Annotated in this window: 23 protein-coding genes; 13 read left to right on the top strand and 10 right to left on the bottom strand. The window is 71.0% G+C overall.

All coding sequences use genetic code 11. The features are described 5' to 3' along the window. Nucleotides 1–110 precede the first annotated feature (110 nt). A complete protein-coding gene (locus NCG93_RS07690) occupies nt 111–1,853 on the top strand; it encodes an ABC transporter ATP-binding protein (protein ID WP_194414540.1) in 1,743 nt (580 codons plus the stop codon). A gap of 59 nt (nt 1,854–1,912) precedes the next feature. Here NCG93_RS07690 and NCG93_RS07685 read toward each other — a convergent pair whose 3' ends face one another. The 3 genes from NCG93_RS07685 to NCG93_RS07675 form a co-directional block, all read right to left on the bottom strand. Beyond that, nucleotides 1,913–2,875, bottom strand: a complete 963-nt coding sequence (locus tag NCG93_RS07685; protein ID WP_194414541.1) for an ABC transporter permease — start codon at nt 2,873–2,875, stop codon at nt 1,913–1,915. A 43-nt stretch (nt 2,876–2,918) separates the two neighbouring features. After that, the gene (locus NCG93_RS07680) at nt 2,919–3,923 is read right to left on the bottom strand and encodes an ABC transporter permease (RefSeq protein ID WP_194414542.1); all 1,005 of its coding nucleotides are present in this window, start codon (nt 3,921–3,923) and stop codon (nt 2,919–2,921) included. Nucleotides 3,924–4,030: 107 nt separating this feature from the next. Continuing rightward, nucleotides 4,031–5,692 (bottom strand): ABC transporter substrate-binding protein, encoded by a 1,662-nt coding sequence (locus NCG93_RS07675; protein WP_194414543.1) that lies wholly within the window; start codon nt 5,690–5,692, stop codon nt 4,031–4,033. A gap of 303 nt (nt 5,693–5,995) precedes the next feature. On the opposite strand from NCG93_RS07675, the gene NCG93_RS07670 reads away from it, so the two are divergent. The 3 genes from NCG93_RS07670 (at nt 5,996) to NCG93_RS07660 (ending at nt 8,018) form a co-directional block, all read left to right on the top strand. Then, nucleotides 5,996–6,862 (top strand): spermidine synthase, encoded by an 867-nt coding sequence (locus NCG93_RS07670; RefSeq protein ID WP_194414544.1) that lies wholly within the window; start codon nt 5,996–5,998, stop codon nt 6,860–6,862. An 86-nt stretch (nt 6,863–6,948) separates the two neighbouring features. Continuing rightward, nucleotides 6,949–7,476: a hypothetical protein gene (locus NCG93_RS07665; RefSeq protein WP_194414545.1), complete on the top strand. Its 528-nt coding sequence runs from the start codon at nt 6,949–6,951 to the stop codon at nt 7,474–7,476. Nucleotides 7,477–7,526: 50 nt separating this feature from the next. Beyond that, a complete protein-coding gene (locus tag NCG93_RS07660) occupies nt 7,527–8,018 on the top strand; it encodes a SprT-like domain-containing protein (protein WP_194414546.1) in 492 nt (163 codons plus the stop codon). 90 nt (nt 8,019–8,108) lie between these two features. Here NCG93_RS07660 and NCG93_RS07655 read toward each other — a convergent pair whose 3' ends face one another. Further along, nucleotides 8,109–8,750, bottom strand: coding sequence for a 2-phosphosulfolactate phosphatase (locus NCG93_RS07655; RefSeq protein WP_194414547.1), 642 nt, complete (start codon nt 8,748–8,750; stop codon nt 8,109–8,111). Nucleotides 8,751–8,831: 81 nt separating this feature from the next. Between NCG93_RS07655 and NCG93_RS07650 the strand changes: the two genes are divergently transcribed. Continuing rightward, entirely contained in the window at nt 8,832–9,338 is a 507-nt protein-coding gene (locus tag NCG93_RS07650; RefSeq protein WP_194414548.1) for a hypothetical protein, read from the top strand. 28 nt (nt 9,339–9,366) lie between these two features. On the opposite strand, the gene NCG93_RS07645 is transcribed toward NCG93_RS07650, so the two are convergent. Then, nucleotides 9,367–9,960, bottom strand: coding sequence for an NADPH-dependent FMN reductase (locus NCG93_RS07645; RefSeq protein WP_194414549.1), 594 nt, complete (start codon nt 9,958–9,960; stop codon nt 9,367–9,369). A gap of 174 nt (nt 9,961–10,134) precedes the next feature. Between NCG93_RS07645 and NCG93_RS07640 the strand changes: the two genes are divergently transcribed. Together NCG93_RS07640 and NCG93_RS07635 are read left to right on the top strand one after the other, a co-directional pair. Further along, nucleotides 10,135–11,874, top strand: a complete 1,740-nt coding sequence (locus NCG93_RS07640; RefSeq protein ID WP_194414550.1) for a gluzincin family metallopeptidase — start codon at nt 10,135–10,137, stop codon at nt 11,872–11,874. Next, nucleotides 11,871–13,226 carry a ComEC/Rec2 family competence protein gene (locus tag NCG93_RS07635; protein ID WP_194414551.1) on the top strand — a complete coding sequence of 452 codons (1,356 nt, stop codon included), beginning with the start codon at nt 11,871–11,873 and terminating at the stop codon, nt 13,224–13,226. The genes NCG93_RS07640 and NCG93_RS07635 overlap by 4 nt, the downstream gene beginning before the upstream one ends. Before the next feature lie 34 nt (nt 13,227–13,260). On the opposite strand, the gene NCG93_RS07630 is transcribed toward NCG93_RS07635, so the two are convergent. Next, nucleotides 13,261–14,745, bottom strand: a complete 1,485-nt coding sequence (locus NCG93_RS07630) for an ABC transporter permease (protein ID WP_372495965.1) — start codon at nt 14,743–14,745, stop codon at nt 13,261–13,263. Next, nucleotides 14,742–15,560, bottom strand: coding sequence for an ABC transporter ATP-binding protein (locus tag NCG93_RS07625; protein ID WP_194414552.1), 819 nt, complete (start codon nt 15,558–15,560; stop codon nt 14,742–14,744). Before NCG93_RS07625 ends, NCG93_RS07630 begins: the two co-directional genes overlap by 4 nt. 141 nt (nt 15,561–15,701) lie before the next feature. Here NCG93_RS07625 and NCG93_RS07620 point away from each other — a divergent pair, with 141 nt between their 5' ends. Continuing rightward, the gene (locus NCG93_RS07620) at nt 15,702–16,391 is read left to right on the top strand and encodes a hemerythrin domain-containing protein (RefSeq protein WP_194414553.1); all 690 of its coding nucleotides are present in this window, start codon (nt 15,702–15,704) and stop codon (nt 16,389–16,391) included. Between the two features lie 54 nt (nt 16,392–16,445). Here NCG93_RS07620 and NCG93_RS07615 read toward each other — a convergent pair whose 3' ends face one another. From NCG93_RS07615 to NCG93_RS07605, 3 genes are read right to left on the bottom strand one after another with little or no spacing between them, the layout of a single operon-like run. Further along, entirely contained in the window at nt 16,446–16,853 is a 408-nt protein-coding gene (locus tag NCG93_RS07615; RefSeq protein ID WP_194414554.1) for a VOC family protein, read from the bottom strand. Nucleotides 16,854–16,894: 41 nt separating this feature from the next. Continuing rightward, nucleotides 16,895–17,533, bottom strand: coding sequence for a response regulator (locus NCG93_RS07610; protein ID WP_194414555.1), 639 nt, complete (start codon nt 17,531–17,533; stop codon nt 16,895–16,897). Then, a complete protein-coding gene (locus tag NCG93_RS07605) occupies nt 17,530–18,732 on the bottom strand; it encodes a sensor histidine kinase (RefSeq protein WP_194414556.1) in 1,203 nt (400 codons plus the stop codon). The genes NCG93_RS07610 and NCG93_RS07605 overlap by 4 nt, the downstream gene beginning before the upstream one ends. 273 nt (nt 18,733–19,005) lie before the next feature. On the opposite strand from NCG93_RS07605, the gene NCG93_RS07600 reads away from it, so the two are divergent. The 5 genes from NCG93_RS07600 to NCG93_RS07580 all read left to right on the top strand — a co-directional run. After that, the gene (locus NCG93_RS07600) at nt 19,006–19,854 is read left to right on the top strand and encodes a nitrilase-related carbon-nitrogen hydrolase (RefSeq protein ID WP_194414557.1); all 849 of its coding nucleotides are present in this window, start codon (nt 19,006–19,008) and stop codon (nt 19,852–19,854) included. A 28-nt stretch (nt 19,855–19,882) separates the two neighbouring features. Further along, nucleotides 19,883–21,316 (top strand): dihydropyrimidinase, encoded by a 1,434-nt coding sequence (hydA, locus tag NCG93_RS07595; RefSeq protein WP_194414558.1) that lies wholly within the window; start codon nt 19,883–19,885, stop codon nt 21,314–21,316. A gap of 104 nt (nt 21,317–21,420) precedes the next feature. Then, complete coding sequence (locus NCG93_RS07590) at nt 21,421–22,455, top strand: TIGR03842 family LLM class F420-dependent oxidoreductase (protein ID WP_194414559.1); 1,035 nt, start codon at nt 21,421–21,423, stop codon at nt 22,453–22,455. A gap of 10 nt (nt 22,456–22,465) precedes the next feature. After that, nucleotides 22,466–23,395 carry an ABC transporter permease gene (locus tag NCG93_RS07585; RefSeq protein WP_194414560.1) on the top strand — a complete coding sequence of 310 codons (930 nt, stop codon included), beginning with the start codon at nt 22,466–22,468 and terminating at the stop codon, nt 23,393–23,395. Further along, nucleotides 23,392–24,194 (top strand): ABC transporter ATP-binding protein (locus NCG93_RS07580; RefSeq protein ID WP_252787481.1); only part of this gene is annotated, 803 nt, incomplete at its 3' end. The genes NCG93_RS07585 and NCG93_RS07580, both read left to right, overlap by 4 nt.

The raw sequence follows: 24,194 nt of genomic DNA, 5'->3' as shown, positions 1-24,194 counted from the left end.
CGGCCCGGCCCGCGCCTGCCCTGCGCCTGACTGTGCCCCACGCGTTACGGATGAGTAAAGGCTGGGCGGAACGGGTGCGCCGCGCGGCGCCGCCGGGCAGGATGGAGCCCATGGCCCGAACCCATGAACGTCTCGCGGCCGGGGCGCCGCTGCTCCAGGTGCGCGACATCGCCGTCGAGTTCCAGACCATCGACGGCCCGGTGCACGCCGTCGAGGGCGTCGACCTCGACCTCGCCGCCGGTGAGACGCTCGCCATTGTCGGCGAGTCGGGCTCGGGCAAGTCCACCACCGCGATGGCGATCATCGGCCTCCTGCCCGGCAACGGCAAGGTGACCCAGGGCAGCATCCTGTTCGAGGGCGAGAACCTCGTGGGCGCGCCCGAGAGCGTGCTGCGCACGATCCGCGGTCGCTCCATCGGGCTGGTGCCGCAGGACCCGATGTCGAACCTCAACCCGGTCGCCCGGATCGGCAGCCAGATCGCCGAGACGCTCCTCGCCCACGGCCTCGCCACCCGGAGGGACGTCGACCGCAAGGTCGTCGAGACCCTCGCCGCGGCGGGCCTGCCCGACGCCGCCGACCGCGCCCGGCAGTATCCGCACGAGTTCTCGGGCGGCATGCGCCAGCGCGCCCTCATCGCCATCGGTCTCGCGTGCGACCCCAAGCTGCTCATCGCCGACGAGCCGACGAGCGCGCTCGACGTGACGGTGCAGAAGACCATCCTCGACCAGCTCGAGCGCATGACGAGCGAACGCGGCACCGCCGTGATGCTCATCACGCACGACCTCGGCCTCGCCGCCGAACGCGCGTCGCGCGTCGTGGTCATGAATCGTGGACGCATCGTCGAGCAGGGCCCGGCGCGGCAGATCCTCGAGGATCCGCAGCATCCGTACACCCAGGCACTGGTGAAGGCCGCGCCGTCGGTCGCGGCGGTGCGCCTGCGGCCCGAGGTGTTCCGCACCGCGTCGTCCGAGGCGCCGAAGCCCGACATCGCACCGGCCCCGTCGGCGCGCGTCATCGAACGGCCGGCAGCCGGGGCGGAGCCCGCAGGGCAGGAAGAGCCCACTCCCGACTACATCGTGGAGGCCGAGGGGCTGACCAAGGTCTACAAGGTGCGGGGCAGCAAGGAGGACTTCACGGCGGTGCAGGACGTGTCGTTCGTGATCCCCCGCGGCGAGACCGTCGCGATCGTGGGCGAATCCGGCTCGGGCAAGACCACGACGGCGCGGATGATGCTGAAGGTCGTCGAGCCGACCGCCGGCACCATCCGCTTCGACGGACAGGACGTCGCGTCCCTCAAGGGCGCCGCCCTCAAGCGGTTCCGCCAGCGCGTGCAGCCGATCTTCCAGGACCCGTACTCGTCGCTGAACCCGATGTTCTCGATCGAGCGCATCATCTCCGAGCCCCTCGACTTCTACAAGCGCGGCTCGTCCAAGGAGCGCGCGGCGCGCGTCCGGCAGCTGCTCGACGACGTCGCGCTGCCCGAGTCGATGCTGCGGCGGTATCCGTCGGAGCTGTCGGGCGGGCAGCGGCAGCGCGTGGCGATCGCGCGCGCCCTCGCACTCTCGCCGGACCTCATCGTGTGCGACGAGCCGGTGTCGGCGCTCGACGTGCTGGTGCAGGATCAGGTGCTCACGCTCCTGCGCGACCTGCAGCGCGAGTACGGCCTCAGCTACCTCTTCATCTCGCACGACCTCGCCGTCGTACGCCTCATCAGCGACTACGTCTGCGTCATGAAGGACGGGCAGCTCGTGGAGGCGGCATCCTCCGAGGAGATCTTCACCAACCCGCGGGACCCCTACACGCGGCGGCTCCTCGCCTCGATCCCCGGCAACGAGCTCGACATCGCCGTCTGACCCTGCGCTTCGACAAGTTCAGCGACCGGGCTCACCCGGTCCCTGAGCCTGTCGAAGGGTCAGCGCGCGCGGGTACGGGGGTCCATGGCCTCGCGGAGCGCCTCGCCCAGCAGCGTGAAGCCCAGCGCGGTGACGGTGATGCAGATGCCCGGAAGGATCGCGATCCAGGGGTTGACGGCCAGCTCGAGCTGCGCATACGTGAGCATGCGGCCCCACTCGGCGGTCTGCGGCACGCCGCCGCCCAGGCCGAGGTACGACAGCCCGGCCGCCTCGATGACGGCCGTCGCGAGCGACAGCGTCGCCTGCACGATGACCGGGCCCACCGCGTTCGGCAGCACGTGGCTCATCGTGATGCGTCCGCGACCCAGGCCGAGCGTCGCCGCCGACAGCACGTAGTCGCTCGAGCGCTGCTGCAGCATCGACGCCCGCAGCAGGCGCGCGAAGATGGGCACCTGGGCGGCACCGATGGCGATCATGATCGCGACGGGCGTCTGCCCCATGAGCGCCGCGATCGAGACCGCGAGCAGCAGGGACGGCACCGACAGCAGGATGTCGACGAAGCGCATGATGAGCGTGTCGACCCAGCCGCCGAACGTGGCGGCGATCAGCCCCAGGATCATGCCTCCGATCAGACCCACGAGCGTCGACACGATGCCGATCACGAGCGAGGCGCGCGCGCCCCAGATGAGCTTGGAGAGCATGTCGCCGCCGAAGCGGTCGAGCCCCAGGGGGAAGCCCGCGACCTCGCCGGGACCGGGGATGTGGCCGGGGGTGATGTACTGCTGGCCCGGGAGCTCCTCGGGCCCGTACGGTGCCAGCCACGGGGCGAAGATCGCGACGAGCACGAAGATCCCGATGATGACGCCGCCGACCCAGGCGCTCGGGTTGCGGCGCAGCCGCCGGAACACGTCGCGCCAGAATCCGCCGCCGCGGGTCTTGGCGGCGAGCAGCTCCTTGTCGTCGACCGCGGTGTCGTCGACGGGTCCGCCGCTCGGGGCGGGGGGAAGCATCGCGGACGTCATGCCGCACCTCCGAAGGGTTGTCCGATGAGCCGAGCGCGCGTCATCACTGCACCCGCACTCTCGGGTCGATGAAGCTGTACGAGACGTCCACCGCGAGGTTGATGATCGCGTAGATGACGGCGATGAAGAGGATGAACCCCTGCAGCACCGGGTAGTCGCGCGTGAAGATCGCGCGCGACAGGAACGATCCGATGCCGGGGTAGGCGAACACCGACTCGGTGAGGATCGCGCCCGACAGCAGCAGGCCGAACTGCAGGCCGATCGTGGTGACCACCGGCAGGAGCGAGTTGCGCAGGATGAACCGGCCCCGGATGGTGCCGCGCGAGATGCCCTTCGCCATGCCCGTCCGGACGTAGTCCGAGTTCTGCACCTCGAGCACCGAGGCGCGGGTGATGCGCGTGATGATCGCGAGGGGGATCGTCGCCAGCGCGATGCCGGGCAGGATGAGGTGCAGGAACGCGTCCCACGCGGCATCCCACTCCCCTGTGATGATGCCGTCGAAGACGTAGAAGTTCGTGTAGTGGGTGGCGTCCAGCCGCGGGTCCTGGCGGCCGTCCGACGGGAGCCACCCGAGCTGCACCGCGAACACCCACTTGAGGATCACGCCGAGGAAGAAGACCGGGATCGTGATGCCGATGAGGCTCGCGAAGACGGCGAAGTGATCGGCCGGCTTGCCCTGCCTGCGCGCGGCCCAGTAGCCGATCGTGATGCCCACGCCCACGGCGAGGACGATCGCGAACATGGTCAGCTCGAGCGTCGCGGGGAAGCGGCGCAGGAACTCCTCGGTCACGGGCCGCTGGGTCTGGATCGACACGCCGAAGTTGCCCTGGAGCAGCTGGCCGAGCCACGTGAAGTACTGCGCGATCAGCGGCTCGTTGAAGCCGTACAGCTCGTTGATCTCGGCGACCCGCTCCGGGGTCGCGCGTTCGCCCAGCAGGGCGACGGCGGGTCCGCCCGGGAGGGCGCGGACCCAGAAGAACAGGAGGAGGGTCAGCCCGAACAGGGTCGGGACGAGCAGGAGAAGACGCCTGCCGATGGTGCGTAGCACGTGGGGATCTCCGGGGACGGCGACCGGCGGTCGCGGGCGAGCGGACGGAGGGAACCGGATGCCCCGTCCCGGCGGGCTTCGCCGGGACGGGGCATCCGATCACAGCGTCACTCGCTGAGTTCCACCATGTTGTACACCTCGTCCTGCACCGGGCTGGCCGGGTAGGACGTGACGCGCGCGTCGAACGCGAGGGTGGGCACCGGGTGCGCGAGAGGCACGCCCGGCAGGAACTCCATGATCTGCTCGTTGATCGCCGCGTAGGCGGTCTCCTGCTCCTCCTCGGTCGCGAGTCCGCGCGCCGCGGTGAGCGCGTCGAACAGCTCGGCGTTGTCGAAGCCCCACTCGTTGGTCGGCAGACCGAAGAACGTGCCCACGAAGTTGTCGGGGTCGTTGTAGTCGCCGGTCCAGCCGAGCAGGTGGATGCCGTGGTCCGTGCCGCCCTGGATCAGGTCGAGGTACTCGACCCACTCGTTCGTGACGGGGTTGAGGACGATGCCGACGGCCTCGAGCTGGCTCTGCAGGTTGGTGAAGATCTGCTCGGGGTTGGGCATGTACGGCCGCGAGATGTTCACGGGATAGTTGAACGTGATCGTCAGCGGGTTCGCGTCCGTGTAGCCGGCCTCGGCCAGGAGGGCCTTGGCGGCCTCCGGGTCGTAGTCGTACGTCGTGACGTCCTCGTTCCAGCCGATCACGGCCTCGGGCATGAACTGCGTCGCGGCCACGGTGCCCTCCGGGAGCACCTGCGTGATGAGCGCGTCCTTGTCGATCGCGAGCGCGATCGCCTGGCGCACCTTCGGGTCCGAGAGGCCGGGGGCGGCCTGGTTCATGCCGAGATACAGCACGTTGAACGGGTCGCGGTTCACGAGCGAGAAGCCCGCGTCCTCGAGCGACTTCAGGTCGGCGGGAGCGACGAGGTCGTAGCCGTCGATGCTGCCGGCCTCGAGCGCCTGGCGGCGGGCCGTCGTGTCGCCGATCACCCGGAAGATGACCTCTTCGACCACGCCCTGCTCGCCCCAGTAGTCGGGGTTCGCCTTGAGCACCGTCTGCTCGCCGGGTGAGATCGAGTCGAACACGAACGGGCCGGTTCCGGTGGGGTGACCCTGGCCGTACTCGCTCTGGACGGGAGCCTCCTCGGTGCCGCCGATGTCGTCGGCACCGTACTTCTCGAGAGCGGTCGGGCTCTGGATCGAGAAAGAGGGCAGCGAGAGCGCAGGGATGAAGCCGGCGAACGGCTGCTTCAGCGTGATCGTCGCCTGGGTCTCGCTGTCGGCGGTGCAGCTGTCGTAGATCGAGTCGGCACCGAAGCCGCGCATGATGACGCCCCAGTAGTACGCCATGCTCTGCGAGGCGGCGACGCCGGTGAAGGCGTTCTGGCGGTCGAAGTTGAAGCAGACGGCCTCGGCGTTGAAATCCGTGCCGTCGTGGAACGTGACGCCCTCTTCGAGCGTGAAGACGTACGTCGTGTCGTCGGGCTGCTCCCAGCTCTTGGCCAGGAGCGGGGCCGGATCGGCGGTGCCGGGGACCGTGCCGACGAGTCCCTCGAAGATCTGACGGGCGACGCGGAACGTCTCGCCGTCGCTCGCGAAGGCCGGGTCGAGGCTGGCCGGGTCGCCCGACGCGCCGAACACGAAAGTCGTGTCGACGTCACCGGATGCGTCGTCGCCGTCGCCGCCGTCGTCGCGCTGGCTCGCGCAGGCGGTGAGGACGATCGCCCCGACGGCGACCGCGGCGACGCCGGTGAGCCAGCGCCTTCTCGCAGTGTGGAGCATGTGCTGTGCACCTTCCAGATCGTGTGGGCCTCGCTGCACGTCATCGTGAAGCTCGGGTGCGCTCAGCCCTCAGCAGGGTGTGATGGGTCCGACGCTACCCGGGCGCGGCCACACCGTCGGTTACACCTGTGTCTCGATTCTGTTTCGGCGTGTTCGGATGCCTCGCAGTGAGCGATCTGCGCGTGGAGTTCGGCTCTTCGAGCGCAGAAGTATCAACCGCGCCGTTCCGAGCCGCGTCCATCGCACCCCCGGGAGCGTCGATCGAGCGACCCGACGCGGCGAGGGCCGGGCTAACGTGGGACCATGGCACGCGCACGGGAGGTGGGAGCATCCGCCCCCTCCGTGCGCCTGTCGGACGGCACCCTCGCCCGCGTCGTGCCGTCGGCCTTCGGCGGCGGCTGGGAGCTCGACGTCGACGGCACGCCGCAGTCGCACGTCGACCTCGACGATCCGACGCACCTTCACTTCGAGTACGTGGCGCGCATGGGTGCCGTGATCGACCGTCTCCGGATGCCGGGGCAGCCGCTGACGGCGATCCACCTGGGTGCCGGCGCCCTCACGATTCCGCGGTACGTCGAGGCGACCCGCCCCGGCTCGCGGCAGCAGGTCGTCGAACTCGAGCCGGCCCTGTGGGACCTCGTGCGGGAGAACCTTCCGCTGCCCCGGGGCGCCTCGATCCGCGTGCGGATCGGAGACGCCCGTGAGGCCCTGGGGCGGCTTCCCGCCGGGCTGGTCGGCGCCGCCGACCTCATCGTGTCGGACGTCTACTCGGGCGCGCAGACGCCCGCGCACCTCACCACCGTCGAGTTCTTCACGGCGGCCGCCCGCTTCCTCTCCCCCGACGGCGTGCTGCTCGTGAACGTCGCCGACGGCGCGGGTCTGGCGTTCGCGCGCCGCGAGGTCGCGACGGTACAGGCGGTGCTGGAGCACGTCATCGTGCTCGCCGAGGTGCAGACGCTCAAGGGACGGCGCTTCGGCAATCTCGTGATCGCCGCGTCCCCGGCGCCGTTGCCGACCGAGTGGCTGCCCCGGCTCATGGCGGCCGGTCCGCACCCCGCCAAGGTGGCGGAGGGGCGCGAGCTCGAGGACTTCGCGCGGGGCGCCCGGGTCGCCACCGACGCCGATGCGACACCGTCGCCCAAGCCCTCGGCATCCGTCTTCAGCCGCTGACCATCACGACTCGGCGTGGCACGCCGGCGACCATCCGGGCGGCAGGCACACTGGTAGGGCCATCCGCGCGGCGAAGGGAGTCAGACGTGAGCTATATCAGCGGGTACGATCCCGATACTCTCCGCGAACGGGTGAATCCCAGCGAGTGCCGGGAGCGTCTCGAAGAGATCGGCGAGCAGCGCAGCCTGCCGGCGCTCCTCGAGCGGGTGTGGCTCCTCAAGGTGCTCGATCGCCCGGAAGACGCCCTGGTGATCTCGGAGCAGTCCGTGCGCGTCGCGCGTATGGCGGGCACCCGCAAAGACCTCCTGCGGGCCCGCATCCTGCACGCGACCGTGCTGCAGGCGCGCGGCGCGTACGCCGCCGCCGAGCAGGAGCTCACGACGTGCGCCGAAGAGGCCGAGGGGCAGGGCTGGGCCGGCATCGGCGCCTTCGCGTGCCAGCACCGCGGGAAGGTGCACTTCGACGCCGGAGACTACGAAGCCGCCCGCAAGGACTTCAAGCGGGCGCTGTTCCTCCGTCAGGAGTCCGGGGCCAGCGAGGACCAGCTCGAGTCCGTCCTTCTCGCCATCGACGCCGCCGACCGGCGCCGTGCCGCGGCATCCGTCGCCAGCTGAGACGGATGCCGTCGCCCTGACTGTCGGAGATATGTTCTAGTCTCGCATCCATGTCGGAACTGCATCGCGTACGGCACTGGGCCGAAGCCCTCATCGCCGCCCACCTCGATCCCTCGTGGACCTTCGCGTTCGACAACGCGAAGCGGCGCGCCGGGCTGTGCGACTACACGCACAAGCGCATCAGCGTCTCGCGGTATCTGGCGGCGCGCTACGACGACGACACCAACCACCAGACGCTGCTGCACGAGGTGGCGCATGCGCTCGCGGGTCCCCGGGCGGGACACGGTGCGCGGTGGAAGGCGGTCGCCCGCGAGCTCGGCTACGTGGGCGGCGCGACGCACAACGGCGAGACCGCGACCGACCTGGCTCCGTGGATCGGCGTGTGCCCCGCCGGGCACGTCGCCTACCGGCACCGCAAGGCGACCCGTCCGACGTCGTGCGCCAAGTGCGCACCGCAGTTCGACGAGCGCCACGCGTTCACGTGGACCCGGCGCGAGATCACCCGCGCGACGCGCCTCGCCGCGATGACCCCGCGGGACTGACCGGCGTCTGCTCGGCGACGGGGCGAGCGAGGAACGACCGGACTCTGCCCCGGTCGCTGAGCGAGCGAGGAACGATCGAGACGAAGCGCGTCAGTAGGCGACGAACGAGCCGTCGCGCAGCACGGAGACGACGGATGCCGCGTCCACCGCGGCGGCGGCGAGCACCTCGTCGCGCGAGTCGCGATCCAGCAGCTCCTGGCCCGAGCCGCTGGCGGTGAGCAGGTGGCGCACAGCGCCCCGCAGGCCGCGGAACGCCTCGCACGCGGCGGCGGACTCGGGCGAGGTGTGGTCGATGCCGAGCGCGCCGAGGGCGTCGACGATCGCGCCGGCGCCGAGCTGATCCTCGACGGCGAACCGCAGGGGGGCGCCGGGCTCGCGGCCGGCCAGCTCGCCGGCGGCGATCACGGCGATGCTCGTCCGCTCGCCCCGCCGGCGCTGGATGTCGAGCACGGTCCTCGCCACCGCCGACGCGTTGCGCAGGCTCCCCAGCAAGACGATTGCCTCGGTCTCCCCCGCAGCCTTCGCGACCGCGGCGCCGTTGAGCGACACGGCGTGCGCGGCGGCGTCGAGCGGCACGCGTTCGCCGCGGGCGACGGCATCCGTCACCGTCGTCGAGAACCGCAGCACATCGACGACCACGACGACGTCCGCAGGGGCGAGGCGGCGGAGGCCCTCGACGCTCCAGTCGTGGCGGACCTGGTAGCGACGCTGGTCGAAAGGACTCTCGGGCATCCGTCCAGCGTAGGCGGCGGCATCCGGAATCGACGCCGTCGAGCCCGGCCCCACGCGGAGGGGCGGGTGCGACACTGGAGCATGCGGATCCTGCTGAAGTTCGTGATCGACTGCGACCCCGACGCGGCCTGGCGGGCCCTGCACTCGCCGCGCGCCGTGGCCGAGCTCTACGGTCCGGTGATGGATCTGGCGCCGCTCGTGCCCAGCGGGCTGCCGACGGCGTGGACGCCCGGCGACGACGTTCCGGTGCAGCTGTCGGCGTTCGGCTCGGTGCCCATGGGGCGGCAGTTGATCCATGTCAGCGAGCGATCCGTCGCCGAGCCCGGCGGACGCGTGCGGGTCTTCCGCGACAGCGGCATCCCGCTGACGGGACCGCTCGCGAGCCTCGACGTGTGGGATCACCAGATGGCCGTCTCGCCGGCACCCGGACAGCCCGGCAGGACGCTGTGGCGGGACCGTCTGGTCATCGGCGGTCCGACCGCGCCGCTGCTGTGGCCGGTGCTGTGGGGCGTGTGGCAGTGGCGTGCGGCCCGCGTGAAGGCCCTCGCCCCCGGCTGGGCGCACGACCCCGAGCCCGCCGACGCCTGAACGGCGGTGTCCGCGCGATCGCTCGCGATCAGGCCTGCGGAATCACGGTGAGCACCCGCGCGGTGTATTCGAGGAACCTCACCATGAACGTGCGCAGGAACTCCTCGGTCGCCGCGACGGTGACCTCGCCGTCCGCTTCGATGAGGCCGGGCGTGAAGTGGATGTACGCCTCGGGCGTGGTCATCTGCCGCGCGTTGAGGAAGCTCAGCGTGCTGCGCAGCGACTGCTGGCCGACCGCAGTGCCGATCTGGCCCGCCGAGGCGCCGATGACCGCGGTCGGCTTGTCGGACCACGCGTTCTGGCCCCACGGGCGGCTCCCCCAGTCGATCGCGTTCTTCAGGGGACCCGGCAGGGAGCGGTTGTACTCGGGCGTCACGAACAGCAGCGCGTCGGCCGAGCGCACCGCCGCCTTGAAGTCGAGCGCGACCTGCGGATAGTCCGCGTCGAGGTCGCGGTTGTACAGCGGCAGGTCGCCGTAGCGGATCTCGAAGAACTCGAGCTCGGGCGGGGCGAGCCGCTGCAGCGCCGTGGCCAGGCGCCGGTTGATGGACTCGCGCGACAGGCTGCCGACGATGACGCCGACGCGGTAAGGCGGTTCGTGCTCCACGATGTCGATCTGCATGACGCCAGCCTGCACCCGGCGCAGAGGTGCACGCACCCCCATTGACGGACGGATGCCGGCAGCAGGTGCAGGTGGCGAGCCCGACCCCTATCGGTATCACCTGGGCAGGAGCATCCTCATCAACAACGGGACGGATGCCTCGGGCGCCCGCCCGAGCCACGCTGGGGGTCCGACATGTCCGACGGCATCGATTTCGCCAACGACGTCGGTCAGCCGCGCACCCACATGACGCTGCGGCTGATCGCACAGGATCCCAGCGTGCTCGGCGAGGACCAGCAGATCCTGACCGCACACGTGAGGGTGCCGTGGTCACGCACCGAGGTGGGTCCCCGAGGCGCCCGACTGCACGTGGTGGACTACGACACCGCGACCGGCAGCTACTACAAGCACCCCGCGATCCCCAGCGAGGACCCGTTCGCGGATGCCTCGGACGCGCAGCTGAAGAGAGAACGGGCGTTCCACGCGCAGCAGGTCTACGGCACGGCCGCGCGAACGCTCGCGGCGTTCGAGACGGCTCTCGGGCGCCGGCTGCCCTGGGGCTTCGCCAACCACCAGCTCGCCCTCGTTCCCCATGCGTTCGCCGAGGCGAACGCCTACTACTCGCGCGAAGACGGAGCCCTGCTGTTCGGCTACGTGCCGGCCGATGCCGACCGCGAGGCCGTCTACACGTGCCTGAGCCACGACGTCGTCGTGCACGAGACGACGCACGCGGTGCTGGACGGACTCCGGCGGCGCTACCTCGAGCCGGCCCTTCCCGATCAGGCCGCCTTCCACGAGGGCTTCGCCGACATCGTCGCACTGCTGTCGGTGTTCTCGATGCGTCCGGTCATCGAGCGGGCGCTCGGGCAGGCGGACAAGAACGGGCGCATCAAACGCGCGCGCGTCGAGCCCGCGGCGCTGCGTCAGAACGTCCTCGCAAAGGTCGCCGAGCAGATCGGCGGCGTGCTCACACAGGGACGCGGGGCGTTGCGCGAGTCGGCGAGGAAGCCGCCGCCCGCGGACTGGGCCAAGAAGCCCGAGTTCGACGAGCCGCATCGGCGCGGCGAAGTGCTTGTGGCAGTGACGTTCGAACTGCTGGTCGAGATCTGGTGGAAGCGGCTGCAGCCGCTCCTCTCCCGACCGAACGCGTCGGACGGTGACGGCCGCGGCGTCACGGTCGACCGCGCCCGGGCCGCCGAGGAGGGGGCGAGGGCGGCATCCCAGCTGCTCACCATGCTCATTCGCGGACTCGACTACCTGCCGCCCGTCGAGTTCGACTACGGTGACCTGCTCAACGCCGTGCTCCTCGCCGACGCCGAGGTGGTGCCCGATGACGACCTCGGCTATCGCGACCTGCTCATCGAGCGGTTCGAGGCCGCCGGGATTCGGCTCCCCCAGAACCGGGTCACCGATGTGCTCACCGCCCAGCCCCCGCCGCACTACCTGGGAATCAACTTCGCGGGGCTCCGCAGCGACCGTGACGAGGTGTTCCGTTTTCTGTGGCTGAACGCCCGGGGGCTCGACATCCCCACGAACTACTACACCGTCATCGAGTCGGTACTGCCGACGCAGCGGATCGGACCGGACGGCCTCGTGGTTCCCGAGTCGGTGGCGACGTACCTGCAGATGGTGAACATGACCGCCCGCGAGTTCACCGACGAGTCGGGACTGGAGCTGCCGTCCGGTGTCGATCCCGGGACGTCGGTGCAGCTGTTCGGTGGCGGCACCCTCGTCTTCGACCAGTTCGGACGGCTGAAGCTGCACATCTTCAAGCCGCTCACCGACTGGGACCGCCAGCTGCGCCGTCTCGACTACCTCGCGAAGACGGGCCGCCGTGATGCGCAGCAGCGTCTGGGGTTCTCCGAGGGGACGGCTCGCGGACAGGCGTTCGCCCGGCTGCACAGCAGCGACCTGAGCTCGGGGGAGGCATGGTGAGCACTCCGATCCGTGTCCGCGTCCGCATGTACCAGGTGGGCTTCGGCGACTGCTTCCTGGTCTCGGTCGAGTACGACGCTCCCCTCGCCGACGGCCGCGCCGAGCGGCACCTGCTCATCGACTTCGGGACCAGCCACTCGCCACGCGAGGGGATGGCGCGCGGGCGGATGGCCGATGTGGCCGCGCTCATCGAGACGCACACCGGCGGGCAGCTGGACGTGCTCGTGGTGACGCATCGGCACCGCGACCATCTGCGCGGCTTCGAAGTCGCCGCCGCCGGCGCCATCATGAAGAGGCTCGCGCCGAAGCTCGTGCTGCGGTCATGGACGGAGGACCCGGAGCTGTCGGCGACCGCCGACGGGCCGGATGACCGGCCGGGACTGACCGGAGCCGGTGGCGCCGAGGGGGTCGATGGGCCGGCGCGGGACGGCAGGACCGGGCCGATCAGCGCGGCATCCGTCAGGTACGCCGCTCTCATCGCGCAGGCACAGGAGCATGTCGCCCGCCTGAGTGAGCTCGTCGGCCTCGACGACGACATCCGCGCCGCGGTCGAGGACCAGCTCAAGAACGCGGATGCCGTCGCACTGCTGGACGAGCTCTCGCGCGACGGTCGCGGGCGCTACCTCTACGCCGGGATGGATGCGGGGATCGCCGACGTGATCCCGGGGCTCGAGGCGACGGTGCTCGGCCCGCCCACCGTCGACCAGGACTCGCGCGTCGCGCAGCAGCGCGAGAACGACGCCGAGTACTGGCTCACCGCACTGGACGCCTCGCTCCGCGTCGCGGGCTCGGGGCTCGGAGCCGACGCGCCGGCGCCCGTCACCCTGCCGCCCGGCCCGGTGCGCTGGCTGGTCGACCGGCTCGCCGACCAGCGGTCGCATTCCGCGGCCCGGCTGGTGCGGGACCTCGACGACGCGCTCAACAACACGAGCGTCATCCTGCTCCTCGAGGTGGGCGGTCTGTCGCTGCTCTTCCCGGGCGACGCGCAGATCGAGAACTGGCAGCACACGCTCGACCAGCTGCCCCGCGACGCGAAGCTGCGCGCGCGGCTGGCGGGGGTCGACCTGTACAAGGTGGGGCATCACGGCAGTCGCAACGCCACCCCGCGGTCGCTGCACGCCCTGTGGAAGGCCCGCTCCGCCGCCCGACCGCGGATGACGGCGCTGCTCTCCACCCGGCAGGACGTCCACGGCGAGCGCGAAACGGCCGTTCCGCAGGAGCAGCTGCTCACGGCGCTGCGCGGGGTCGCCCAGGTGTACTCGACCGACGAGACCGCCACGGGCGGAGACTTCGTCGAGGTCGTGGCGGACGCGCGCAAGGGCCCGTTCCGGCTCGTCCCTCCGTCGGTCTGACGGTTCCCTGCAGAGACTCGGGCATCCGGCGGTCTCAGTCCGCCAGCGCCTCGACCGGAGCCACCCGGGTCGCCAGCCGTGTCGGCACCACCGCGGCGACGAGGGTGAGCACCGCCGTCGCGACCACGATGATCGCGACAGGAAGCCACGGCACAGCAGGGGCGACGAGCGTCGGCGCCGAGAACGAGGGCGGCATCGGCACCGCGCCGAGGAGCGACTGCGCCCCGGCCCACCCGTAGACGGTGCCGAGCACGAGGCCCGTCACCGTGGCCGTGATGGTGATGTGGGCCGCCTCCAGAAGCACCAGGCGGCGCACCTGCCCCGTCGACACACCCAGTGCGCGCAGCAGTCCGAGCTCGCGCCGCCGCTGCACGACGCCGATGGTCAGCAGGTTCACGAGGCCCACCGCGGCGATGACCGCCGAGACCGCCACCAGGCCCATCATGATGCCCGCGAAGGTGTCCATGGCCGTCGTCATCTCGGCGGGCAGCGGTCCGTCCGCGGAGGCCGCGAACACCGCCTTCTGCGTCTCGAGGGCGACGGCGAACATGGTGACCAGCGTGACGCCCATGACCACGCCGATGGCCATGCGGCTCGAGCGCTCCGGGTACCGCAGCGCGTTCTCGGCGGCCAGGCGCGCCGTGGCCGACCGGCCGAACAGGCGGCCGACCAGGCGCAGGATCGGCGGCATGACGAGCGTCGCGCCGAGTGCCAGTCCTGTGAACGAGAAGATGCCGCCGAAGAACGCCACGATCACGCCGAGCGGCGACACCAGCCCGATCGCGATGCCGCCCGCGAGCAGTGCGCCGCCGATCGCGAACAGCGCGATCGCCACGCCGTTGCGTCCGCCCTTGCGCACCTGCGCGTCGTGGGATGCCTCGACCGAGCCGCCGAGCGCCTGCAGCGGCGTCACCGTCAGCACGCGACGCGAGCCCGCCCACGCGGCGACCCAGGTGGTCAGCGCCACGACCACCGCGGGGATGACGTGCACCGCCTGCGCGACCGTGTAGTCGACGCCCTCGATGCCCAGCGCCCACGTGGCCAGCACGACGCCCGCCCACGACAGCAGCGTCCCGCCGACGAGTCCCAGCACGGCGCCGATGACGCCGACGACCAGACCCTGCCGCGCGACCTCCGATCGCTGCGAGCGCGCCGAGGCGCCGATGAGGCGCAGCAGCGCGATGCGCCGCGTGCGCCCGGCGATGACCGTGGCGAACGTGTTCGCCGTGACGATCGCGGCGACATAGACGGCGACGCCGATGAGCAGGAAGCTCATGATCCCGAGCACGATGGCCAGCATGCTGCTCAGCCCGAGGTACGGGTCGGCGCGGAGCACCGCGGCGATGAAGCCGGTCGCGCTCAGCAGGATCGCGCCGAAGGCGCTCGAGATGGCGGCCACCAGGATGCTCGCGCCCATGCCGCGCTCGCGCAGCCACGCGAGCGGCGTACTCGAGCTCGACGAGCTGGTGACGGGTGCCGCGGGCCGCGGCATCCGTGGGGCTTCTGTCACGGTGCTCATGAGCGCACCTCCGCGACCGGGTGACCGATGCCCGACGAGGCGCCGACCGGCGCCCCCGCCGTCAGCTCGGACGCGAGCATGTAGGCCGAGATCTCCTCCGCGCTCTGGCGCGGCTTGTCGGCGACGATGCGGCCGTCACCGAGGAACAGCACGCGGTCGGCGTGCGACGCGGCGACCGGATCGTGGGTGACCATCGCGATCGACTGGCCGTGCTCCCGCGTGGCGGCAGCGAGCAGGGCGAGCACCTCGCGCCCCGAGCGCGAGTCGAGGTTGCCCGTCGGCTCGTCGGCGAACACCAGATCCGGTGCCGTCGCGAGGGCGCGGGCGATCGCGACGCGCTGCTGCTGGCCGCCCGACAGCTGATGCGGACGGTGGCCGAGGCGGCTCGTGAGCCCCAGCCGGTCGACGAGCCCATCGATGCGCGACCGCTCGAGCGCCGTGGGCCGGCGCCCGTCGAGATCGAACGGCAACAGGATGTTGCTCAGGGCATCGAGCGTGGGCACCAGGTTGAACGCCTGGAACACGAACCCGACACGACGGCGGCGCAGGATCGTGAGCTCGAGGTCCGAGAGGCCCGTGATGTCGGTGTCGCCGATCCACGCACGGCCCGAGCTGGGCGCGTCCAGGCCCGCCATGATGTGCATGAGCGTGGACTTGCCCGAGCCGGACGGGCCCATGATGGCGGTGAACTCGCCGCGGCGGATGCCGACGCTCACCCCGTCCAGTGCGTGCACCGTGCTCTCGCCGGTGCCGTAGGTCTTGCTGAGCTGCTGCACCCGGGCGGCGAGACCCAGGTCGGTCGATGAAAGTTCCATGCCTCCGACGGTATGGACGGCCAGGGGTCGCCCGCGTCGCCCGGACGAGGCATCCGCGTACATCTCTCGGATGATCTTCCCTGCGCCGCCTCGCAGGACTATCGTCACGTCCAGCCCGACCCCGCGTCTCGAGGAGCCGCCATGCCCGCTACGCCCCTGCCGCCCAGCGGCGCGCTGCCCGAAGCCCCGAAGACGTGCGACGCGAGTGGGATGGTGGAGATCCATCGCCTCTTCCGCCGCGGGTTCGGTGAGGCGCCCGATCTCGTCAGACGGGTGCGCGCGGGCGACACCCTGCATGCAGCGGTCGTCGCGACGCAGCTCGAGACGCTGTCGCTCGGACTGCACGCGCACCACGAGGGCGAGGACGAACGGCTCTGGCCGGCGCTCGACGAACGGGCGCCGTCCTGCGCCGCGCACGTCGAGCGCATGAAGGCACAGCACGCCGAGCTGCTGGTTCACCTGAGCGCGATGGACCGGGCACTGCCGGCGTGGCGCGCTTCGGCGAGCGCAGCGGATGCCGAGCCCGTGCTGGCCGCCCTCGACGGCGTCAATGCGGCGATCGCGGTGCACCTCCCCGACGAGGAGACCAACATCGTGCCCGTCATGGAGCACACCATCACCGAGGCCGAGGTCGAGTGGTTCTCCGAGCACGGCCGCAAGTCGATCCCCAAGGGCCAGATGTGGCAGCAGCTGGGCGAGATCCTCGCCGCGCAGCCCGACGGCGGCGACGAGTGGCTGCACAAGCACATGCCCGCGCCCGGCCGGCTCGCCTGGCGCTGGGTCGGCCGACGCAAGTACGCCGCGCACCGCGTCGCGCTCGAGGGCCGCTGACCCCGCACACCGCAAGGATGACTTGCCCGGGGCGACGAGGAGCGAGGGGCGGGGTCAGGAGGCGTCGGGGGAGGCGGCCTCGTCGGAGGTGAGGAGGATCGCGTTGCCGTCGGGGTCGTCCACGATGGCCGCGTAGGGGCCGGCGGTCTTGGTCGGAGGCATGCGGCCGCGGTATCCGGCCCCGACCAGATCGGCCCACGTGCTGTCGACGACCGCGTCGTCGCCCACGTAGAACTCCAGCAGCTGCGAGTAGCCGCCGCCGGCGGGCGGAGCCCACGTCGGGTCGTAGCGCGAGGCGAAGCCCCTCGTGATCAGCAGCGTCACGCCGCTGCCCATGCGGTGTGCGACGACGGGCCGGTCGGGGTCGGGATCCGGGATGTCGAGACCGAGCCGGCGGTAGAAGCGCACCGATGCGTCGAGATCCGCCACCTCGAGGACGACCATGCTCAGCTGCAGTTCCATGCGCCTGATTCTGCCCAACGCCGCACGCGTTCGGGCAGGAACTACGCCAGGCCGTGCTCGAAGGCGAACACGACGAGCTGCACGCGGTCGCGGAGCCCGAGCTTCGTGAGGATACGGCTGATGTGCGTCTTCACGGTGGCCTCCGAGAGGAACTCGCGCGCCGCGATCTCGGCGTTGGAGAGCCCGCGCGCGGCGAGGGCGAAGATCTCCCGCTCACGTTCGGTCAGGTCGCCGTATGCCGGCGGGACGGGCCGGGGCGCGGCATCCGTGAAGCGCTCGAAGAGCTCGCGGGTGGCGGATGCCGCGATCACGGCGGACCCGGCATGCACCGTGCGGATCGCCGCGAGGAGGAACTCGGGATCGGCGTCCTTGAGCAGGAAGCCGCTCGCGCCCTGGCGGATGGCACGGGCCGCCGCCTCGTCGAGGTCGAACGTCGTGAGCATCACGATGCGCGGCGGGTCGGTGTCGGCGAGCAGCTCGGCCGTCGCGGCGAGGCCGTCCATGACGGGCATGCGGATGTCCATGAGCACGACGTCGGGGCGGGACTGGCGCACCGCACGGAGCGCCTCCTGCCCGTCGGCGGCCTCGGCCACGACCTCGAGGTCGGGCTGCGAGTCGATGAGCATGCGGATGCCGGCGCGGAACAGCGCCTGGTCGTCCACGAGCGCGACGCGGATCATGGGTGGTCTCCGATCGGGATGTGCGCGCGCACGGTGAACGCGCCGAACTCGTGGGCGGCGTCGAGGCGGCCTCCGGCGAGCTGCGCGCGCTCGCGCATGCCGATGAGGCCGTGGCCGAATCTGCCCGGCGGAGTCCCCGGCAGCATGGGGTTGCTCACGTCGAGCTCGACCCGATCGGGCAGCCAGGCGAGACGCACGTCGACGGGCCCGCCGGGCGCACCGTGACGCAGCGCGTTGGTCAGCGCCTCCTGCAGGATGCGATAGACGGCGAGCTGGACGGCCGCGGGCGGCTCGCCCGAGGCCGATGTGCGCTGCGGAACGGGGTCGACGTCGACGCGCAGCTCCACGCCGGCGGCGCGCACCTGCGCGTACAGTTCCTCCAGGTCGGCGATGGTCGGCTGCGGCCCGTCGCCCTGCTGGTGCCTGAGCTGTCCGAGCAGCAGGCGCACGTCGGCGAGCGCGGAACGCGCCGTGCTCGAGATGGTCGCCAGCGCGTCGGTCGCCACCGCCGGATCGGCGGCGGCGGCATAGCGCGCGCCGTCGGCCTGCGCGATCACGACCGCGAGCGAATGCGCGACGACATCGTGCATGTCGCGGGCGATGCGCACCCGCTCCTGCTCGGCGACGGTCTCGGCCTCGGCGCGCCGCTGCGCCTCGCTGTTCTCCCGCGCGCGCACCGCCGTGCGCACGAGCGCGCCGATCGTCCACGCGAGCCCCAGGGCGAACGCGGCGGCGACGAGCACCACGAGAGCCAGCGGCAGTGTCTCCCACGACAGCCCGCCGCCCGCGAACACCGGCCCGACGAACAGGTACACCGTGATCACCAGGGCGCCGACGATCGCCGACGCGAAGCCGGCCCAGTACACCAGCCGCACGCCATACGCCGCCGTGGCGTACAGCACGGCGAAGATCGCGAGATCCGAGAAGCTCGGCGGGCGGCCGAGCCCGATCTGGACCACAGCGCCCAGCCACGCGAGCCCGAGCGCGAGCGCCGGGGAGAGCCGCCGAACCGCGAGAGCCGCGCTGAAGATGCCGGCGACGAGCAGGGCGAACCCTGTCGGCCCGCCGTCTCCCGGCCGGAACTCCGGGCCCAACGCGCTGGGCGCCAGGACGGCCTCGATGGGCCACGCGACCAGCAGGAAGACCAGCGCGGCCGACAGGTCGGCGACGAGCTGGTAGGTCTTCAGGCGGCGGAACACCGTTTCACGCTACGGGAAGGGTCGTGGCGCGGCATCCGTCCGGAGATGTACGGCGGATGCCGCGGCATCCGCCTCGCGATCCATCGAAAGGTCTGCCGAACCAACCATTGCGCCGCACCGAGCCAGGCTTTACTGTCGCGTCACAGGCCGAAACCGACGGGAAACGTCGGGTCGACAGGATCAGGGGTGCCGGGCCACCGCGGGAGCGGACCCCGCCGGTCCCACCCGAGGGACGAGGAACACGGCATCCGCCGGTTCACGAACGGAGAGACGATGACGACGGTACGCGCGGCGATTTCGCAGACCACCTGGACGGGCGACAAGCAGTCGATGCTCGACAAGCACGAAGGGTTCGCGCGGGACGCCGCGAGCCAGGGCGCGCAGGTGGTGTGCTTCCAGGAGCTGTTCTACGGCCCCTACTTCGGGATCACGCAGGACAAGAAGTACTACCGTTTCGCCGAGCCGGTCGACGGCCCGATCGTGCAGCGCTTCGCCGCGGTCGCCAAGGAGCTCGGCATCGTCATGGTGCTGCCGATCTACGAGGAGGCCGAGACCGGGGTGTACTACAACACCGCGGTGCTGGTCGACGCCGACGGCACGACGCTCGGCACCTACCGCAAGCACCACCTGCCGCACCTCGACCGGTTCTGGGAGAAGTTCTACTTCCGTCCCGGCAACCTCGGCTACCCGGTGTTCGAGACCGCGGTCGGCCGCGTCGGCATGTACATCTGCTACGACCGCCACTTCCCCGAAGGATGGCGCGAGCTCGGCCTCGCCGACGCGCACATGGTCTTCAACCCCAACGCCACGAAGCCCGGGCTCTCGAACCGGCTGTGGGAGGTCGAAGGACCCGCCGCGGCCGTCGCCAACGGCTACTTCGTGCTGCAGCCCAACCGGGTCGGCCGCGAGGACAACGAGTACGGCGACCTCGCGGTCGACTTCTACGGCACGAGCCAGGTGATCGACCCGCGGGGAAACTTCGTCGGCGAGCGCGGCTCGGGGGAGCACGAGGAGCTGCTCGTGCGCGATCTCGATCTCGACATGGTGCGTGAGATGCGCGACGACTGGCAGTTCTACCGCGATCGGCGACCCGACTCGTACACGCGGATCGCGCAGCCGTGACCCCGACAGGCTCGATCACCGGAGAATCATGACCACCACACTCATCACGGGCGGAACCCTCGTCTCAGCGACCGGTCGCGGCGAAGCTGACGTGCTCATCGACGGCGAGACCATCGCCGCCGTGCTGGCGCCGGGCTCGCACCTTCTCGGGACGGATGTCGCGGCATCCGTCGACACCGTCATCGACGCCGCCGGCAAGTACGTGATCCCGGGCGGCATCGACGCGCACACGCACATGGAGCTGCCGTTCGGCGGCACGAACGCGTCCGACACGTTCGAGACCGGCACCCGGGCTGCCGCCTGGGGCGGCACCACCTCGATCATCGACTTCGCGGTGCAGCGCTACGGCGAGCGCGTGCAGGACGGCCTCGCCGCCTGGCACGAGAAGGCCGCCGGCAACTGCGCCATCGACTACGGCTTCCACCAGATCGTCGGCGGCGTCGACGACGACTCGCTCGCCGCGATGCGGGGGCTCCTCGACGAGGGCATCTCGAGCTTCAAGCTCTTCATGGCCTACCCGGGCGTGTTCTACTCCGACGACGCCCAGGTGCTGAAGGCGATGCAGGTGTCGGCCGAGACCGGCCTGCTCACGATGATGCACGCCGAGAACGGCCCGGCGATCGATGTGCTGGCGGCGCAGCTGGCGGATGCCGGCAAGAAGGCGCCGTACTACCACGGCATCGCCCGTGCCTGGCAGATGGAGGAGGAGGCCACGCACCGCGCGATCATGCTCGCGAACCTCACCGGGGCACCCCTCTACACCGTGCACGTGAGCGCCAAGCAGGCGGTCGACCAGATCGCCTGGGCGCGCGACCAGGGCTGGAACGTCTTCGGCGAGACGTGCCCGCAGTACCTCTACCTGTCGCTCGAGGAGCAGCTCGGCGCGTTCAGCGAGGAGTGGGGGCAGTTCGAGGGCGCCAAATGGGTGTGCTCGACGCCGCTGCGCAGCAGCAAGGACGGCCACCAGCACCACATGTGGCAGGCGCTGCGCACCAACGACATCCAGATGGTCTCGACCGACCACTGCCCGTTCTGCATGAAGGGCCAGAAGGAGCTGGGCAAGGACGACTTCCGCGCCATCCCCAACGGCATCGGCTCGGTCGAGCACCGCATGGACCTGATGTACCAGGGGGTCGTCACCGGCGAGATCACGCTCGAGCGCTGGGTCGAGCTCACCTCGACCACGCCCGCGCGCATGTTCGGCCTCTACGGCCGCAAGGGCGTCATCCAGCCGGGCGCCGACGGCGACGTCGTGGTCTACGACCCGAACGGTCACACCACCATCTCCGCGGCATCCCACCACATGAACATGGACCACTCGGCGTGGGAGGGATTCGAGATCGACGGGCACGTCGACACCGTGATCTCGCGCGGCAAGGTCGTGGTCGACGGCGGCGCGTACCACGGCTCCAAGGGCGACGGCCGCTTCCTCAAGCGCGGCCTCTCGCAGTACCTCATCTGACAGCACCCGGCGCTGAGCCTGCGCCGGTTGCTGAGCTCGTCGGAGCACCCTTCGACAGGCTCAGGGACCGAGCACAGGCTCCGTGACCGGAGAACGGAACACACATGGACTTCGGAGTCGTTCTGCAGACCAACCCGCCCGCCGCGCGCACGGTGCAGCTCGCGCGTCTCGCCGAGGCGCACGGATTCAGCCACGTGTGGACGTTCGACTCGCACCTGCTGTGGCAGGAGCCCTACGTCATCCACTCCGCGATCCTCGCCGAGACCAAGCGCGTCACCGTCGGCCCGTTCGTCACGAACCCCGCGACGCGGGACTGGACGGTCACGGCATCCGTCTTCGCCACCCTCAACGAGATGTACGGCAACCGCACGATCTGCGGCATCGGCCGCGGCGACTCGGCCGTCCGCGTCACCAACGGCAAGCCGGTGACGATGGCGGAGCTGCGCGAGTCGATCCACGTGATCCGCGAGCTCGCGAACTCGCGGCCGGTCGAGTACAAGGGCGCGACCCTGCAGTTCCCGTGGAGCCGCGGATCGCAGCTCGACGTCTGGGTGGCCGCGTACGGACCGCTCGCGCTGAAGCTGACGGGCGAGGTCGGTGACGGCTTCATCCTGCAGCTCGCGGACGTCGACATCGCCGCCTGGATGATCAAGACGGTGAAGGATGCCGCGGCCGCCGCCGGCCGCGACCCCGAGTCGCTGTCCTTCTGCGTCGCGGCGCCCATGTACGTCGGCGACGACCGCGAGCACATGCGCGACCAGTGCCGGTGGTTCGGCGGGATGGTGGGCAACCACGTCGCCGACATCGTCGCCAAGTACGGCGAGCCTTCGACAGGCTCAGGGATCGGTGCGGTGCCGAAGGCGCTGACCGACTACATCGCGGGCCGTCAGGGCTACGACTACAACACCCACGGCAAGGCCGACAACGACCACGTCGACTTCGTGCCCGACGAGATCGTGGAGCGCTTCTGCATCCTCGGTACCGCCGACGAGCACATCGCCAAGCTCGAGCAGCTGCGTGCGATCGGCGTCACGCAGTTCGCCGGCTATCTGCAGCACGACAACAAGGAGGAGACCCTCCGCGTGTACGGCGAGACCGTGATCCCCGCCCTCCAGACCCACGTCGCCGCGAAGCAGTGAGGACAGCGGCATGAGACCCATCGGCTGGTCGGCCCGGAGGCAGGGCGAGCTCCGCGGCTGGATCGCGGCGGGCTGGGGAGCCCTCGGCGTGCTCGCCGTGCTCGTGCTGTGGGAGGGGTACAAGTTCCTCGGCCCGAGCGACGGGTTCGTGGTCGGGGCGGTGGCGGGCGAGTCGGGCTCGGGCGTCATGATCCTGCCCCGCACGCACGACCGCGCCATGCCGCACGTCTGGGACATGGTCGGCCGGCTCTTCGCCCCCACCAGCGGCGGCGACACCCCGCCGCTGTGGGTCTCGGTCGCCGGCGCCGCTCTCGTCACACTCGGCATCGCGGCCGTCGGCTGGCTGATCGGCGTCGCGGTCGGTGCCGTCCTCGGTCTCGTCATGCAGCGCTGGCGTCTGCTGGAGTGGGGCCTGCTCCCCTGGATCGTGGTCAGCCAGATCGTGCCGCTCATCGCCTTCGCCCCGGTGGTCAATGCGATCGGCAATCAGATCGACCGCGGCGGCGGCTCGTGGCCGCAGTGGCTGTCGGTCGCCGTCATCGCGTCGTACCTCGCGTTCTTCCCGGTCGCCGTCGGCGTGCTCCGCGGCCTCGGCTCACCCGACCGGATCCACCTCGATCTGATGAACAGTTACGCCGCCGGCTACTGGCCCACGCTCCTGCGCCTGCGTCTGCCCGCCGCCGTGCCGCACCTGCTGCCCGCGCTCCGGCTCGCCGCCGCGAACGCCGTGCTCGGCGCGGTCGTCGCCGAGGTGTCGATCGGCATGCGCGGGGGCATCGGCCGCATGCTCATCCAGCTCGCCGGCCAGGCCTCGAGCGACCCCGCCGCACCGTGGGGGCCGACCTTCGGCTCGATCGCCCTCGGCCTGATCGCCGCCGGCTCGGTCGCGCTGATCGGCCTCGGACTCGCCAACTACCGCAGAGGAGAGGCCACCGCATGACGGACCTTGCCGTGCACGCCACCGGAGTGGGGAAGGTGTTCCCGACCAAGACCGGGGAGGTCGTCGCGCTCACCGAGGTCGAGCTCGAGGTCGCCGCCGGCGAGTTCGTGTCGCTCATCGGCCCCTCGGGCTGCGGCAAGTCCACGCTGCTGCGCCTGATCGCCGACCTCGACCAGGCGACCTCCGGCACGCTCGAGATCTTCGGCAAGCCCGCCAAGCGCGCCCGCATCGACCAGGACTACGGCATCGCCTTCCAGCAGGCAGGGCTCCTGCCGTGGCGCACCGTGGCGGCCAACATCGCACTGCCGCTCGAGCTGCACGGCTCCGGCAAGGCCGCCCGCGCGGCGCGCGTCGCCGAGCTCGCCGAACTGGTGGGTCTCTCGGACTTCGTCGACAGGTATCCCGACCAGCTGTCCGGCGGCATGCAGCAACGGGTCGCCATCGCGCGTGCGCTCGCTGCCCGGCCGAAGCTCCTGCTCATGGACGAGCCGTTCGGCGCACTCGACGAGATGACGCGCGAACGGCTGCAGTCCGAGCTCACCCGCATCGCCGCCGAGACCTCGGCGGCCGTGGTGTTCGTCACACACTCGATCCCGGAGGCGGTCTTCCTGTCCGACCGCGTCGTGGTGATGAGCCCGCGCCCCGGCCGCATCACCGACGTGATCGAGACGGGGCTCGGCGATCAGCGCGACGAGGCGCTGCGTGAGTCGCCGACGTTCTTCGACCGCGTCACCGCCGTCCGCGAGGCCCTGCACGGCTCGCCTGTCGTCCGGCGGACCCAGGAACCGGTCGCTGAGCC

Source organism: Microbacterium yannicii, assembly GCF_024055635.1.
GTDB classification, from domain to species: Bacteria; Actinomycetota; Actinomycetes; order Actinomycetales; family Microbacteriaceae; genus Microbacterium; species Microbacterium yannicii.
This window is presented reverse-complemented; position numbering and strand designations above follow the sequence as displayed.

What these genes read in the sequence shown, in the direction of transcription:
- NCG93_RS07690 (WP_194414540.1), top strand. Translation starts at nt 111, where the DNA reads ATGGCCCGAACCCATGAACGTCTCGCGGCCGGGGCGCCGCTGCTCCAG.
- NCG93_RS07685 (WP_194414541.1), bottom strand. Translation starts at nt 2,875, where the DNA reads ATGACGTCCGCGATGCTTCCCCCCGCCCCGAGCGGCGGACCCGTCGAC.
- NCG93_RS07675 (WP_194414543.1), bottom strand. Translation starts at nt 5,692, where the DNA reads ATGCTCCACACTGCGAGAAGGCGCTGGCTCACCGGCGTCGCCGCGGTC.
- NCG93_RS07670 (WP_194414544.1), top strand. Translation starts at nt 5,996, where the DNA reads ATGGCACGCGCACGGGAGGTGGGAGCATCCGCCCCCTCCGTGCGCCTG.
- NCG93_RS07660 (WP_194414546.1), top strand. Translation starts at nt 7,527, where the DNA reads ATGTCGGAACTGCATCGCGTACGGCACTGGGCCGAAGCCCTCATCGCC.
- NCG93_RS07655 (WP_194414547.1), bottom strand. Translation starts at nt 8,750, where the DNA reads ATGCCCGAGAGTCCTTTCGACCAGCGTCGCTACCAGGTCCGCCACGAC.
- NCG93_RS07650 (WP_194414548.1), top strand. Translation starts at nt 8,832, where the DNA reads ATGCGGATCCTGCTGAAGTTCGTGATCGACTGCGACCCCGACGCGGCC.
- NCG93_RS07645 (WP_194414549.1), bottom strand. Translation starts at nt 9,960, where the DNA reads ATGCAGATCGACATCGTGGAGCACGAACCGCCTTACCGCGTCGGCGTC.
- NCG93_RS07640 (WP_194414550.1), top strand. Translation starts at nt 10,135, where the DNA reads ATGTCCGACGGCATCGATTTCGCCAACGACGTCGGTCAGCCGCGCACC.
- NCG93_RS07630 (WP_372495965.1), bottom strand. Translation starts at nt 14,745, where the DNA reads ATGAGCACCGTGACAGAAGCCCCACGGATGCCGCGGCCCGCGGCACCC.
- NCG93_RS07625 (WP_194414552.1), bottom strand. Translation starts at nt 15,560, where the DNA reads ATGGAACTTTCATCGACCGACCTGGGTCTCGCCGCCCGGGTGCAGCAG.
- NCG93_RS07620 (WP_194414553.1), top strand. Translation starts at nt 15,702, where the DNA reads ATGCCCGCTACGCCCCTGCCGCCCAGCGGCGCGCTGCCCGAAGCCCCG.
- NCG93_RS07615 (WP_194414554.1), bottom strand. Translation starts at nt 16,853, where the DNA reads ATGGAACTGCAGCTGAGCATGGTCGTCCTCGAGGTGGCGGATCTCGAC.
- NCG93_RS07610 (WP_194414555.1), bottom strand. Translation starts at nt 17,533, where the DNA reads ATGATCCGCGTCGCGCTCGTGGACGACCAGGCGCTGTTCCGCGCCGGC.
- NCG93_RS07600 (WP_194414557.1), top strand. Translation starts at nt 19,006, where the DNA reads ATGACGACGGTACGCGCGGCGATTTCGCAGACCACCTGGACGGGCGAC.
- hydA (WP_194414558.1), top strand. Translation starts at nt 19,883, where the DNA reads ATGACCACCACACTCATCACGGGCGGAACCCTCGTCTCAGCGACCGGT.
- NCG93_RS07590 (WP_194414559.1), top strand. Translation starts at nt 21,421, where the DNA reads ATGGACTTCGGAGTCGTTCTGCAGACCAACCCGCCCGCCGCGCGCACG.
- NCG93_RS07585 (WP_194414560.1), top strand. Translation starts at nt 22,466, where the DNA reads ATGAGACCCATCGGCTGGTCGGCCCGGAGGCAGGGCGAGCTCCGCGGC.